At 69.3% G+C, this 13,686-nt stretch carries 12 protein-coding genes and 1 pseudogene; 8 read left to right on the top strand and 5 right to left on the bottom strand.

Annotation, left to right across the window (positions count from 1 at the left end; all coding sequences use genetic code 11):
* Positions 1–7: 7 nt before the first annotated feature.
* The 4 genes from ABD793_RS14090 to ABD793_RS14075 all read left to right on the top strand — a co-directional run bounded on the left by ABD793_RS14090 (position 8) and on the right by ABD793_RS14075 (position 5,533).
* Positions 8–1,330 (top strand): PepSY-associated TM helix domain-containing protein, encoded by a 1,323-nt coding sequence (locus ABD793_RS14090; protein WP_344859706.1) that lies wholly within the window; start codon positions 8–10, stop codon positions 1,328–1,330.
* A gap of 167 nt (positions 1,331–1,497) precedes the next feature.
* Positions 1,498–2,988, top strand: coding sequence for a type I 3-dehydroquinate dehydratase (locus tag ABD793_RS14085; protein WP_344859704.1), 1,491 nt, complete (start codon positions 1,498–1,500; stop codon positions 2,986–2,988).
* Positions 2,989–3,018: 30 nt separating this feature from the next.
* A complete protein-coding gene (locus ABD793_RS14080; RefSeq protein ID WP_344859702.1) occupies positions 3,019–4,233 on the top strand; it encodes an acyl-CoA dehydrogenase family protein in 1,215 nt (404 codons plus the stop codon).
* Positions 4,234–4,336: 103 nt separating this feature from the next.
* On the top strand, positions 4,337–5,533 hold the full coding sequence (locus ABD793_RS14075; protein WP_344859700.1) for an MFS transporter: 1,197 nt from the start codon (positions 4,337–4,339) through the stop codon (positions 5,531–5,533).
* Positions 5,534–5,566: 33 nt separating this feature from the next.
* Here ABD793_RS14075 and ABD793_RS14070 read toward each other — a convergent pair whose 3' ends face one another.
* Positions 5,567–6,676, bottom strand: coding sequence for a sodium:calcium antiporter (locus tag ABD793_RS14070; protein ID WP_344859698.1), 1,110 nt, complete (start codon positions 6,674–6,676; stop codon positions 5,567–5,569).
* Between the two features lie 187 nt (positions 6,677–6,863).
* Here ABD793_RS14070 and ABD793_RS14065 point away from each other — a divergent pair, with 187 nt between their 5' ends.
* A complete protein-coding gene (locus ABD793_RS14065) occupies positions 6,864–7,424 on the top strand; it encodes a Chromate resistance protein ChrB (RefSeq protein WP_344859696.1) in 561 nt (186 codons plus the stop codon).
* 268 nt (positions 7,425–7,692) lie between these two features.
* On the opposite strand, the gene ABD793_RS14060 is transcribed toward ABD793_RS14065, so the two are convergent.
* The 4 genes and pseudogenes from ABD793_RS14060 to ABD793_RS14045 all read right to left on the bottom strand — a co-directional run bounded on the left by ABD793_RS14060 (position 7,693) and on the right by ABD793_RS14045 (position 10,852).
* Complete coding sequence (locus tag ABD793_RS14060) at positions 7,693–8,466, bottom strand: enoyl-CoA hydratase-related protein (RefSeq protein WP_344859694.1); 774 nt, start codon at positions 8,464–8,466, stop codon at positions 7,693–7,695.
* 10 nt (positions 8,467–8,476) lie between these two features.
* Positions 8,477–9,483: pseudogene (locus ABD793_RS14055) on the bottom strand (CaiB/BaiF CoA transferase family protein).
* Positions 9,484–9,551: 68 nt separating this feature from the next.
* Positions 9,552–10,709 carry an acyl-CoA dehydrogenase family protein gene (locus tag ABD793_RS14050; protein ID WP_344859692.1) on the bottom strand — a complete coding sequence of 386 codons (1,158 nt, stop codon included), beginning with the start codon at positions 10,707–10,709 and terminating at the stop codon, positions 9,552–9,554.
* Complete coding sequence (locus ABD793_RS14045; protein ID WP_344859690.1) at positions 10,706–10,852, bottom strand: hypothetical protein; 147 nt, start codon at positions 10,850–10,852, stop codon at positions 10,706–10,708. The genes ABD793_RS14050 and ABD793_RS14045 overlap by 4 nt, the downstream gene beginning before the upstream one ends.
* A gap of 169 nt (positions 10,853–11,021) precedes the next feature.
* Here ABD793_RS14045 and ABD793_RS14040 point away from each other — a divergent pair, with 169 nt between their 5' ends.
* The 3 genes from ABD793_RS14040 to ABD793_RS14030 all read left to right on the top strand — a co-directional run bounded on the left by ABD793_RS14040 (position 11,022) and on the right by ABD793_RS14030 (position 13,540).
* Entirely contained in the window at positions 11,022–11,993 is a 972-nt protein-coding gene (locus ABD793_RS14040) for an NAD(P)H-dependent flavin oxidoreductase (protein ID WP_344859688.1), read from the top strand.
* Positions 11,994–12,010: 17 nt separating this feature from the next.
* Complete coding sequence (locus tag ABD793_RS14035; RefSeq protein ID WP_344859686.1) at positions 12,011–12,772, top strand: 3-hydroxyacyl-CoA dehydrogenase; 762 nt, start codon at positions 12,011–12,013, stop codon at positions 12,770–12,772.
* Between the two features lie 111 nt (positions 12,773–12,883).
* Positions 12,884–13,540 carry a TetR/AcrR family transcriptional regulator gene (locus tag ABD793_RS14030; RefSeq protein ID WP_344859684.1) on the top strand — a complete coding sequence of 219 codons (657 nt, stop codon included), beginning with the start codon at positions 12,884–12,886 and terminating at the stop codon, positions 13,538–13,540.
* Positions 13,541–13,686: the final 146 nt, after the last annotated feature.

The following is a 13,686-nucleotide window of genomic DNA, read 5'->3' as shown; positions in this document are numbered from 1 at the left end:
CGCCGACGTGCCGAGTGCGGCAAAGCCGCGTTCGGGACTGGGACTCCTCGCGCGGCGGGTGCACTTTCTGGCGGGTTTCGCGGTTGCACCGTTCCTGGTCGTCATGTGTCTTACCGGACTGGTCAACGCCGGCACCCCGCAAATCGTCAACGCACTGTACGGGCCGGAGCTGTTCGCCGATAACACCGCGGGAGCGCCCCGGCCGGTATCGGGCCAGGTCGCCGCGGCCGTGGCAGCCCATCCGGGCGGGACGGTCAAGGAGGTCATCCCACCCGTCGATGGAGAGCGCACCACCAGGATTGTCCTGTCGACGCCCGGACTTCCGGACATCGACAAGTTCTCCGGCGAAGACCTCACCGTCTACGTCAACCCCTACACCAACCAGGTGCAAGGCGAGCTCACCACGGTCAAGGATCGCCCGCCGGCACAGGTCTGGCTGCGAAACATCCACGGCAATCTGAACCTCGGCCCGCCGGGCAGGTTCTACTCCGAACTCGCGACCAGCTGGCTCCCGGTGATCGTCCTCTTCGGCCTCGCTCTGTGGGGCATCCGGCGACGCTCCCGCGGTGTGTCGGCCCGGTCGTGGCAGTCGTCTTCGAAGCAGGCCCGATTGCGGGCCCTGCACGGTTCACTGGGTCTGTTCCTCGGCATCGGCCTCGTCGCACTCGCGGTCACCGGCTTTTCCCAGTCCCACTACGTGGGGGATCGGGTGGACCAGCTGCTGGAGACCCTCGACTCCGCCGAACCACACCTCGAGTCCGAGAAAGTCGCGGTGCCGCAAGGGGCGAAGCAGATCACCGTCGACCGGGTACTGGACACCGCCGGCGCCACCGGACTGCGCGGGGAGCTGACCATCACCGCACCCGCCGAACCGGGCGAGGTGTGGAAAGTCGCGGAAACCGGCACCGGTCTGCCGGTCCGCCACGACAGCATCGCGGTCGATCCCTACACCGGCAAGGCAATCGAACACGTCGCGTTCGACGACTACCCGCTACTGGCCAAGCTCACCATTCTCGGTGACCAAGCGCATGCCGGCACGTTGTTCGGCATTGCCAACCAGATCGTCGTGGCGCTGCTTGCCATCGGCGCACTGGTGCTGATCGTCATCGCCTATCGGATGTGGTGGATCAGACGTCCCCGCACTGCGTTGTGGCCACCCGCGCCGCCGCCGGTCTGGCGTTCTCTTTCGAGAACGGAATTGCTCGCGGTGGTGGTCATCAGTGCAATCCTGGCCTGGGCCATGCCCGTCCTCGGTGGCACCCTGCTCGGGTTTCTCGTCCTCGACACAGTAATCACCGCCGTGCGGCGCAGACCACGACGGACGAGGTAAAACCGCAATTCACCGCAAGGGCCAATATGGCCGGTGATTCCACGCGTTCCTGATCGCTCTTCTTCGGGAATGCGTGGAACGCCGCACCGCGCCCGGTGGCACGTCCTGAACGATTCCACTATTCGCACAACTGGGAGGCGACGTTGATCCGCGTCGATGGTTCAGAGGTGAAGTGGGACAGCGCTGCGATCACCGCAGTCGTGACCGGTCCGCTCCCGCACGGGAGAGCCGAGCTGGATGCGCTGCGGCACGAAGTGGATCTGGTCGAGGTCCGGGCCGATCTCGCCGGTGCGGTGGATCCGGCCTGGTTGCGGGATCGCTTCGACGGTCGGCTGGTGTACTGCCTTCGCAGCCGTGACCAGGGTGGCGAGTTCGACGGCTCGGCCGAGGCGCGACACACCCGGCTGCTCGCCGCGGCGGAGCACTACGACGTGGTCGATCTGGAAGCCGAGCACGATCTGGTTCCGGAGCTGCTGAACCGCATTCCGGCCCGGCAGCGGCGCATCTCCTGGCACGGCAGCGCCGCCGAGCACGGTGTTCTGCACGAGCGCTTCGACCGCATGGCGGCCACCGACGCCGGCCTGTACCTGCTCACGGTCGACGTATCGCGGGCCGAACAGGCGTTGGCACCGCTGCGGTTTCTCCACGCCGCCGGGCGATCGGATGTCACGGCGTTCGGGACCGGAGCTGCGGGGTTCTGGAGCCGCCTGCTGGCCCCCCGGCTCGGTGCGCCCGTCGTCTTCGGCGGGCTGGCCGACAACAGCATCGCCCTGCCGACCGTCGAGCAGCTGGTGGGGGACTACGGGTTCCCGCAGCTTCGCCCGCTGCACACGGTTTACGGCATCATCGGCCGTTCGGTCCTGAAATCGGTATCGCCGCGGGTGCACAACACCGGCTACCGCACGCTCGACATCCCGGCACTGTACTTGCCGTTCCAAGTCGAGGACTTCGGCTCCTTCTGGAGTGAAGTCGCCGAGTCCGGGCTCGCCGAACTCGGCTTTCCGCTGCGAGCCGCCACCGTGGTGTCACCGCACAAGGAGGCGGCGCTCGCCTCGGCGCGGACGACCAGTCCCGCGGCACGCCGGTCGGGATCGGCGAATTCGCTTGTCCAGCGGGAAAAATCCTGGTGCGCCGACACGTCCAACAGTCCCGCGATCAGCCGGGCGCTGGACCGTTTCGAGGTAGCAGTCTCCGGTCGCAAGGCCGCCGTGATCGGCTGCGGCGGTGCCGGACGCGCCGCCGCACTTGCGCTCGCCGACTGCGGTGCCGACCCGGTGCTGGTCAACCGCGATCCCCGCCGTGGCCGAGCCGTCGCCGAAAAGCTCGGCTTCGGCTTCACCCCACTGGAGTCGTTCCGCGCGGACGGGTATTCGGTGCTCGTGCACGCGACGCCGGTGACCGACCGGGTGCCGTTCCGACCGTTCGAACTCCCCGACGACGCAGTCGTCGTCGACATGGTCTACACGTCCGAGGAGACCGCGGTCGTCACCGCCGCCCGCGATCGCGGGCTCGCCGTCGTCGACGGATGGGATGTGCTGCTTGCCGACGCCGGCTGCCAGTTCCACTTCATGACCGGCCGGCACATCCCCACCGAACAGACCCGTGCGCTGCTGCATGCCGCGCGCATCGCCCGGCGCGAGCGTTCCCGGCACCGCTGACTCCCGGAAACCCGACAGGAAGGATCACCCGTGGACCTCGGCAAGATCTCCGAAGCACCGCACCACCTCCGCCCGCACAGCCGTGACCTGATCGAACAGGCCGGCACCGTCGCCAAGGCGTGCGCCAAGCGCGCGGACGAACACGACCGGGCGGCGACGTTCCCCGGCAAGGACTTCGACGACCTGGCGGCTGCCGGGCTGAACGCGGCCACCGTGCCCCGCGAGCACGGCGGACTGGGGCTCGGCCCGTTGAACGGTGACACGCTCACGCTGTGGCTGATGACCAAGGAACTGGCCAAGGCCGACCTCTCGCTCGGCCGATGCTGGGAGGGGCACACCAACTCGCTCGTGCTCCTCGACGCGCTGGCTTCCGCACGACAGCAGGAGCGCTGGTTCGAGGGCATCGTGCACGGTGGCCAGAAGTGGGTGGCGTGGAGCGGCGAGCCGCAAGCGCGAAAGCCAGGTGAAGGCACCAGGTTCGGCACCAGCATCACCGCTGTCGACGGCGGATGGGTACTGGAGGGAACCAAGGCCTTCGCGACGAGCGCGACCGGCGCGGACTGGGCCCTGCTGCTGGTCAACACCGCAGGACCAGGAGGCGCCCGGCATGCGGACGCTCCGGCGGAGGGGCTGCTCCTGCTGGCGTGCGATCTGTCCGACCCCACCGTCACCGTCGACGAATCGTGGTGGGACCCGATCGGCATGCGGGCCACCGCAAGTCACGTGGTCGAGTTCAACCGGACCTTCCTGCCCGAGGAGAACCTCGTCGGGGAACCCGGCGCCTACCTGCACCAGGGCTGGCAGAGCGCGTTCACCCCGCACTACGCGGCCAGTTTCCTCGGTGCCGCCGAAGGCGCCTTCGACTACGCGCTCGAATACCTCGTCCGCCAGAACAAGACCGCCGACCCGTACGTCCACCACCGCGCCGGCTCGATGGCGGTCAACATCCAGACCTGCCACCTCTGGCTCGCCCACGTCGCACAGTTCTGGGACCGCGGTCAGCGGGCCGACGCCCAGCGGGCCGGAAACTGCGCCCGCCACCTGGTCGAACATCTCGCGCTGGAGACGGTGGAGCACTGCGTTCGCGCTTGCGGGGCGCGCAGCCTCGTCCGTCCCAGCCCGGTGGAACGGATCCTGCGCGACCTCACTTTCTACGCGCGCCACGACAACGACGATCACGTCCTCGCCACGATCGGACGCGCAACGCTCGGCCACACCCACGATTCCTCGTTCTTCAAGCCCTGACCGACAACCATGCGCAGGAGATCTCGTGCCGATCGGTGCCAACCGGTCCACTTCAGTACCGGTGGGAAGACCGCTGCGAGGTTCCGCCGGTTACCGGGGACGGGTGATCGGCTCGGCCTCGGTGGCGATGGCCATGACCGCTCCTGGGCAGACTCCGGCCATCTCGGTGTTCGTGGACCCGCTGAGTACCGCGCTGCACGTGTCCCGATCGTCGGTGGCGATGGCCTATTCGATCGGCTCGCTGGCCGGTGCGCTGGTGCTGCCACTGCTGGGCAGGTTGCTCGATCGCTTCGGACCACGCCGTGCCATGGTCGCGGTTGCTCTCTGCTTCGGTGCCATCCTGGTGGCGGCAGGCACCGTCACCGAGTTCGTCGGGCTGAGCACCGCCTTCGTCGGCATCCGCCTCGGCGGACAGGGAGCGCTGAGCCTCGTGGCGACCACCGTCGTGACCGTGTACGTGCAGCGGCACCGGGGACTGGCGATGGGGGTCGTCTCGGCGATCGGCACGTCCGCGATCTCGCTCGCGCCGTTGGCACTCGAGCGGCTGATCGGTGAACTCGGCTGGCGCACCGCCTGGCAGCTGGAGGGGTGGGCCGTTCTCGCGATCGCCGTGCCCGCGGCGTTGTTCGTGCTCCCGCGACGCGTGCCCGCCGACGGCGACGTGCGCACGAGCGAGGCCGACGCCGAATCCGGGACTTCGGCCCGGGAACCCCCGGTCGACTGGACGCTACGGGAGGCAAGCCGGACGGCGGTGTTCTGGGTTGTCGTCAGCGGTGCAGGCGCATGCAGCCTGATCACCACGGCGTTGACGTTTCACCAGGTCTCCCTGCTGGGTGAACGTGGTCTCGGTGCCGCCGAGGCGGCTGCGAACTTCGTCCCGCAACTGTTCGCGGGACTGCTGGCCAGTTTTCTCGTCGGCTGGCTGGCCGATCACATCAGCGACCGTGCCCTCATCAGCACCGTGATGGCGGTTCTCGCGCTCACCACGTTCACCGCCGGATGGGTGCGTCCCGGCTGGACGGCCGTCGCATACGGCCTGGCGCTCGGCGCCTGCACCGCCGGGGTACGCACGCTGCGGGCGGTGGTCTTCAGCGACTGCTTCGGCCAGGGCCATCTCGGAACCCTGCGCGGCGTGGTGCATTCGGTCATCATCGGCACCTCCGCGCTCGGCCCGGTCGTCCTCGCGCTGGGACGAGCGTGGTCGAACTCCTACCGGGCCGCACTCGTCGCCCTTTGCGCACTACCGATACTGGTGGTCGTGGCAGCGTGCCTGACCAAACCACCACCGCGCGGCGCTTAGCCGCCGTCCTCGTGGAAGGAACCGACGAGCGAATCAGTCGTCGTCGACGGGCACCTCGCCGAAGGCGACCAGGCTGATCACGAAGTAGGCGAGGTAGCAGGCGAGCAAGACGATGCCATGCCAACGGCGTAGCCGCCCGGTGCCGAGGAAGATCGCGGCGAGCACGGTCATCAGCAGCAGCACCGGCAGGTGCCAGCTCAAGACCTCGTCGTCGACGGTGATCGTTCCGCCGAACAGCAGGATGATCCCGATCTTGCCGGTCACCGAGAACACCACACTGCCGACGACGTTGGCGACACCGATCTCCGGCGCACCCCTGCGGGAGGGCTCCACGGTGAGGAAGATGTCCTCAAGGGACAGTGCCAGGGTGGCGATCGTCGCCCCGAAAACGGTGCCGGCGATGTCGAAGGTGTCCAGGATGCCGTCGGTGCCCTTCCCGGCTACCACCGCACCGAGGATCAGGCCGACCAGCGCGAGGGCACCGAGAGCCACGTTCCGGCCGGCCGAATGCTGTCGTGCCACCAGAAATCCCTGGTCGACGCGCAGGTCCGGGGGGAGTTCGAAACCGCCGTTCCCGCCGGTGCCGCCGTTCCCGCCGGTGCCGGGGGTGTCCGGGACCTCGGTGGCGACGGCCGCCGTGCCGCCCCTGCCCACACCGGCGCTCTCGAGCTGCTCGTAGAGCTCGGCGTTGCGCCACACGGGGCGCCGCGCGGCGTATTCGCGGTAGCCGATCCAGCCCACGAAGGCCACGAACAGGGCCAGCAGCAGGATCCCGATCCACTGGGTCAGTGCCCCGGTCAGTGCCAGCACGAACATCACCACCGGCGCGGCCACCAGCAGGAGCAGGTAATCCTTGGGCACGTCCACCCGGCACGGCGCGATGATGGCCGCGAGGGCGAGCACGATCCCGGTCATCGCGATCGTCGTCCCGATCACCGTGCCGAGCGCGACGTTGCTGAGATCCTCGAGGTTCAGCACGAGACCGAACACCAGATCGTCGAACTCGATCCCGGTGAACACGACCGCGATGAGAAACAGCGAGATCGCCCATCGGCTGGCGACCCCGACCAGGTAACCGATCAGCTTCTCGGCGCTGTAGACGAGCACCGCGATGCCCAGGACGAACTCGAGGATCGGCAGCATCGGCAACTCCCCAGTTTCGACGGTTTCGTATACCGCGCTCAGGATGCTGTCAGAGTTCACCCGGTCGTGCAATGCGCCCATCGGGTCTGCGGAAACCGTCGTGTGCGGTCGGTAGCACGTTGGCCCCGCTCGGCACGCCCGGCGGAATTCTGGACGTGATCAGCCACGTGATGGCACGCTGACCGGCGTGACCAAGGACTTCTCCGACCGCGAGGCCACCCCGCCGGGGTGGCTGCTGCTGGTCTACCGGGTTCCGCGCGAACCCACGCGGCTGCGTGCGAGCGTGTGGCGGAAGCTGAAGAGCACCGGTGCGGTCTACTTGCAGAACTCGGTCGCCGTGTTGCCGGAGTCGACCGCACACGAACGGTCACTGCGCTCGTTGCGCAAGCACGTCGAGGAGCTGGGCGGCTCTGCCCAGCTGATGCGCTGCGACGTGCTCGCCGGCGCAGGTGAGGTCGCCGCGACCTACAACGCCGCGCGGGACGAGGAGTACGAGGAGATCATCGACCGGTGCCGCGGTTTCCTCGCCGAGATCGAAAAGGAGACGGCTGCCGAGAAGTTCACCTACGCGGAGCTGGAAGAAAACGATGAAGACCTCGCCAAGCTCCGCGGCTGGTCCGACAAGGTCCGTCTCCGCGACTCACTCGGTGCGGACCGCCGGAGCGTGGCCGAGGCGGCCTTGCAGGATTGCGTCTCGGCACTCGATGTCTTCGCCACCAAGGTCTACCTCGCCGAAGACGGTCGATGAGCACCGCCGCACCGCCACCCGGTCCGGTGATGCGGCCATTTCGAAGAGGCACAGAAGCTGCTGGCCGCCGAGCACGGGCGCAGCTGCGGACCCTCGCCACTGCGGTCGACCGGAGCTGACGAATCCGCAGCACCGCACCGCGACCACCGTCGCAGCAGCAGGAATGTGTTGCCGAGCAACGAAAAGCCACCCAAGAGCGACCGGCTCCCCGGAGGCGGACCCGGTTGCTCGCCGTGGGACCGGAGCTACCCGCCCTGGGGAACCCGGGCTACTCGCCCCGGAAGCGAGGCGTTCGCTTTTCGCGGAACGCAGCTGTTCCTTCGGCGAAGTCCTTGGTCTCGAACAAGGCGGTCTGCCCGGCTCGTTCCCGGGCCAGTGCGCCCGGCAGTCCGCTCAGCGCCGTCGCGTCGAGTGCCTGTTTGATCTGTGCATAGGCGGCGGACGGCCCGGCCGCCAGTTTGGCGAGCACCCGCTCGATTTCGCCGGAGAACTCCTCGTCGGAGACCGCCGAGGCGATCAGGCCCCAGCTTTCCGCGGTGCGGGCGTCGATGCGCTCGGCCAGCATGGCCATCCGGACCGCGCGGGCGCGCCCGATCGCGGCGGGCAGGAGCGCGCTCGCCCCGCCGTCGGGCATCAGCCCCACGTTGGCGAAGGCCAGCAGGAAGTAGGCGGATTCGGCGGCGACGGCCAGATCCGCGGCCAGCGCGATCGAGCAGCCGACGCCCACTGCGGGACCGTGCACGGCGGCGACCACCGGCTGCGGGGCCGCCCGGATGGCCTCGACGAGCCGATTGGCGTGGTCGACCGTCTCCGCGCCGACCTCACCCGGGTGGACCCGGGTGAGGTCGGCGCCGGCACAGAAGGCCCGCCCGCTGCCGGCGAACAGGAGCACGCGCACTGAGCGGTCCGCTGCCGCGGCACGTACTTCCTCGGTCGCGGTGCGCAGCATGCCGTCGTCGAGTGCGTTGAGTGCGTCCGGGCGGTTCCAGGTGATCCGCCGGACGGCACCGGTCTGTTCGGTCAGGACATTCGGGTTGCGCACAGCTGCTCTCTCAGACTTGCCAGTCGGCGAGGACCGCCGAGATGTCCGCCCCGGGTTCCGGGGCTGGGCGGGGGAGATCCGCCGGGGTTCGGGAGAACCGGGGCGCCGGGGCGGGCTGAACCGTGCCGGCCAGGTCCACCAGAGTGCCGCGGGCAGCCAGGTGCGGGTGGTGTGGCGCCTCGGCGAAGGTGAGCACCGGGGTGAGGCACGCATCCGTGCCCTCGAACACCTTCTCCCAGTGCTCCCGTGGCCGGGCGGCGAACGCTTCGGTGAGGCGGGCCGCAACTGCGGCCAGCGCGCCCGGTCGTTCTGGCCGGGCAGCTCGGCGGCATCGAGCTGCAGACCGGTCAGCAGCTGTGCGTAGAACTGCGGTTCGATCGCCCCGACGGCGACGTACCGGCCGTCCGCGCATTCGTAGGTGTCGTAGAACGGTGCACCGCCGTCGAGCAGGTTGGTGCCCTGCTCGTCGGACCACTGCCCTTCCCCGCGCATCGCCCACATCATCTGCGTCAGCACGGAGGCGCCGTCGACCATTGCCGCGTCGATCACCTGGCCCCGGCCGGAGTGACTGCGTTCCCACAGCGCGGCCAGTATCCCGGTGAGCAGGAACATCGAGCCACCACCGAAATCGCCGACCAGGTTCAGCGGCGGAACCGGGCGCTCACCCGGCCGCCCGATGGCGTGCAGGCTGCCGGTGAGACTGAGGTAGTTCAGGTCGTGTCCGGCGCGGCCGGCCAGCGGCCCCTGCTGGCCCCAGCCGGTCATCCGCCCGTAGACCAGACCGGGATTGGCCGCGAGACACTCGTGCGGTCCGAGGCCGAGCCGTTCGGCCACACCGGGCCGGTAGCCCTCGATGAGCACGTCCGCGTTGGCCGCGAGGCGCTGGACCAGCGCATGGCCTTCCGTGCTCTTGAGATCGGCGAACACCGACCGGCGCCCGCGCAGCAGTGCGTCCCGTGCCGTGCTGCCCGGCCGTTCCACCCGGACCACGTCGGCGCCGAGGTCGGCCAGCACCATCGCCGCGTGCGGACCCGGCCCGATCCCGGCGAGTTCGAGTACCCGCAGGCCGGTGAGCGCGCCGGGCATCAGCGTCGCCCCTGCGCGAGGTCGCGGCCGATGATCTCCTTCATGATCTCGGTCGTGCCGCCGTAGATCGTCTGGATCCGGGAGTCCAGGTACGCGCGGGCGACCGGATATTCCCGCATGTAGCCGTATCCGCCGTGCAGCTGCAGGCAGCGGTCGATGATCCGCTTCTGCAGTTCACTGCTCCACCACTTGGCCTTGGCCGCGTCGACCGCGCTGAGCTCGCCCGCGTTGAGCGCGAGCACCGCGGCGTCGTGGAAGGCCCGCGTCACGTCCAGTTCGGTACTCATCTCCGCCAGCTGGAAACGGGTGTTCTGGAAATCCCCGATCGGCTTGCCGAACGCCACGCGATCGAAGCAGTACCGCTTGGTCTCGGCGAAGACGGTCTGTGCACTCGCCAGCGCACCGGTGGCGATGGACATGCGTTCGAGCGGAAGCCGTTCCATCAGGTGCACGAAGCCGCGGCCTTCGGTGCCGAGCAGGTTCGACTCCGGAACGCGCACGTCGTCGAAGCGGAGTTCGGCGGTGTCCTGTGCGTGCAGGCCGATCTTGTCGAGCTTGCGGCCACGGGTGAAGCCGGGCGTGCCCTCCTCGACCACGAGCAGGCTGAACCCGCGGGCACCCGCCGCGGGGTCGGTCCTGGCCACGACGATCACCAGCCCGGCGTTGATCCCGCTGGAAATGAAGGTCTTCTGCCCGTTGATCACCCATTCGCCGCCGTCGCGCACCGCGGTGGTGCGCACGCCCTGCAGATCGCTGCCCGCCCCCGGTTCGGTCATCGCGATCGCGCCGATCAGGGTGCCCGCGGCCATCGCGGGCAGCCACCGGCGCTTCTGCTCGGCGGTCCCCAGCTCCTGCACGTACGGCAGGATGATGCTGTCCTGGAGGGAGAAGCTGCTGTTCAACGATGCGGCCCCGACCCGCGCGAGTTCCTCGGACACCACCACCTGGTAGCGGTAATCGGGCTGGCCGGCCCCGCCGAGCTCCTCCGGGACCCGCAGGCCGATCACACCCTGCTTGCCCGCTGCCTGCCAGACCTGGCGGTCGATCAACCGCTCGGCGTCCCACCGTTCGAGGTTCGGTTCGACCTCCCTTACCACGAACTCGCGGACGAGCTCGCGGTAGGCGTCGTGATCGGCGTTGAAGAGAGTGCGTTTCACCGAGGCTCCTTGAGACGTTCGATCAGGGTGGCGTTGGCCGTGCCGCCGCATTCGCAGAGGGGTTGCCGTCCCGTGCGCCCGATCGGGTCGATCGGCAGCCCCGGAGGTGTCCTGACTGCGTCGGCGATGACGGCGGTGGCCACGACGGTCCTCCTTGGACAGGACACTTAGCGATCGCTAAGTCATGTTACCTAACGATCGCTAAGTCACGCGGATGGTGTCAAGCAGGCCGGGCAGAGAGGAGCGTCACCTCGTTGCCGGGTGATCGCTGGGTAGCCTCGGGCACCATTGGCCGCAACGAGGAGTGAGCGAATGGTGCGAACCCGGTTCTGCGAGGTCTTCGGGGTCGAGCACCCCATTGTCCAGGGCGGGATGCAGTGGGTCGGCCGCGCCGAGCTGACCGCCGCGGTGGCGAATGCCGGTGGCCTCGGATTCCTGACCGCGCTGACCCAGCCGACGCCGGCGGACCTGGCGAAGGAGATCGCACGCTGCCGGGATCTGACGGACAAGCCGTTCGGGGTCAACCTGACCATCCTGCCCTCGATCACCCCGCCGCCCTACGCGCAGTACCGGGACGTCATCGTCGAGTCCGGGGTCCCGGTCGTGGAGACCGCCGGCTTCAACCCCGCCGAGCACCTGCCCGCCTTCCGCGCGGGCGGGGTGAAGGTCCTGCACAAGTGCACGAGCGTGCGGCATGCGGTGAAGGCACAGGCACTCGGCGTCGACGGCATCTCGATCGACGGGTTCGAGTGCGCCGGGCACCCTGGGGAGGACGACGTCCCCGGACTGGTGCTTATCCCGGCCGCGGCCGGCCGGATCACCGTCCCGATGGTCGCTTCCGGCGGGTTCGGCGATGCCCGCGGGCTGGTCGCGGCACTGGCGCTGGGTGCGGACGGGATCAACATGGGCACCCGGTTCGTGGCCACCGTCGAGGCGCCGGTGCACGACAACGTGAAACAGCAGCTCGTCGCGGCGGGCGAACGGGACACCGAGCTGATCTTCCGGACCCTCGGCAACACCGCGCGGGTGGCCCGCAACGCCGTCTCGACCGAGGTCGTGTCGATCCTCGGCGGCGGCGGGAGGTTCGAGGACGTACGGGAGCTGGTCGCGGGTACGCGCGGCCGGAAGGTTCTGGAGACCGGCGATCTCGACCTCGGCATCTGGACCGCGGGCCTGGTGCAGGGCCTGATCGAAGACGTGCCGACGGTGGCCGAGCTGATCGACCGGATCGTCACCGGAGCCGGGCAGCTCATCCGGGGCAGGCTGACCTCGGTGGCCGGGTGAACCACGAGGAGGAACAGATGGACAGCTCGAACTCGGTCGCGCTGGTGAGCGGTGGTGCGTCGGGCCTCGGTCTGGCGACGGTGCAGGAACTGCTGGGCAGCGGGGCCAAGGTGGTCATCGCGGACCTGCCCTCCTCGGACGGCGTTTCCGCGGCCGCGGAGCTGGGCGAAGACGTGCTCTTCGCCCCGGCGGACGTGTCCGACGAGGCTCAGGTCGCGGCCGCGCTGGACGCCGCCGAATCGCTCGGCCCGCTGCGCGTGGTCGTCAACTGCGCCGGCATCGGCAACGCGGTCAAGACCGTGGGGAACAAGGGTGCGTTCCCGCTCGAGGCGTTCCGCAAGGTGATCGACGTCAACCTGATCGGCACGTTCAACGTGATCCGGCTGGCGGCCGAGCGCATCGCGCGGACCGAGCCTGCCGGCGAGGAGCGCGGCGTCATCATCAACACCGCTTCGGTGGCCGCGTTCGACGGCCAGCTCGGGCAGGCGGCGTATTCGGCGTCGAAGGGCGGCATCGTCGGGATGACCTTGCCGATCGCGCGTGACCTCGCGCAGCTGCGCATTCGCGTGGTGACCATTGCGCCCGGGCTGTTCCGGACGCCGTTGTTCGCCTCGCTGCCGGAGGACGTGATCGCTTCGCTGGGTGCACAGGTGACACATCCGGCACGACTCGGCGATCCGGCGGAGTACGCCGCGCTGGTACGGCACATCATCGGGAACCCGATGCTGAACGGTGAAGTCATCCGGCTCGACGGTGCCGTCCGGATGGCACCTCGTTGAGCTCGGCTCCGCCCGCGCTGCCTGCCCTTGCCGAGCGCGCCGCGGTGGGCGAGCTGGTCTTGGACCTCGGCTGGTCGGTTATGGTTTGCGGGATCGGAGAGGGGTGGTGGCATGGTCCGGGCGAGCGCCGCGGTGGCTGCCGAACAGCCGCCGGACTGGCGGGAGTTCGGCCCGCTCGACCTGTCGCCGATCCTGGCGGCGGCCCTCGAAGTCTTCTGGGAGCACGGGTTCCACGGCGCCACCGTGCGGGAGATCGCGCGCCGGGTCGGGATGACCGTGCCCGCGCTGTATTACCACCACGAGAACAAGGAAGGTCTGCTGGTCGCCCTGCTCGAACTGGGTACGGGCGAGGCCACCTGGCGGACGCGGGCTGCCGCCGAGGAGGGTGCCGGTGATCCGGCGAAGCAGCTGACCAACGTCGTCGAGGCGATCGTGCGGCAGATGACCCAGCGCACCCGGCTGGCGACGTTGGACCTTGAACTGCGGTACCTCTCGGCACGCAGCAGACGCCGGTACGCCGCCCGGCGCAAGACGGTGGAAAACGTGCTCGCCGAGGTCGTCGACGCCGGCGCGCGGACGGGCGTGTTCACTGTCGCCGACACCGAGGAAACCTCGCGGGCGCTGCTCGGGATGTGCCAGTCGGTCGCCCGCTGGTACCGCCCGGACGGGGACTGCAGCCCGGAGGAAATGGCCGCCCGGTACGTCGAGATCGCCTTGATGACCGTCGGCGCCCGGCGCGGGCCGGTTCGCGCCACCCGCCGCCGCTGAACAACGCGATCGCCGTCCGCGGTCCTCGCGTGTGCCGGCGGGCGGGCGTCGTTCGCAGCGCACGGTCTGCTCGTCGTGGCTGCCGGCGCGACATCGGCCGTAGCGGCGTCGTGTACACGGGGCCGCAGGTTACTCCCGCAGAGTGA

It is taken from the genome of Amycolatopsis ultiminotia (genome assembly GCF_039536925.1).
In the GTDB taxonomy this organism is placed as follows: Bacteria; Actinomycetota; Actinomycetes; order Mycobacteriales; family Pseudonocardiaceae; genus Amycolatopsis; species Amycolatopsis ultiminotia.
The sequence above is the reverse complement of the archived record's forward strand: the minus strand, read 5'-3'. Positions and strand labels throughout refer to the sequence as shown.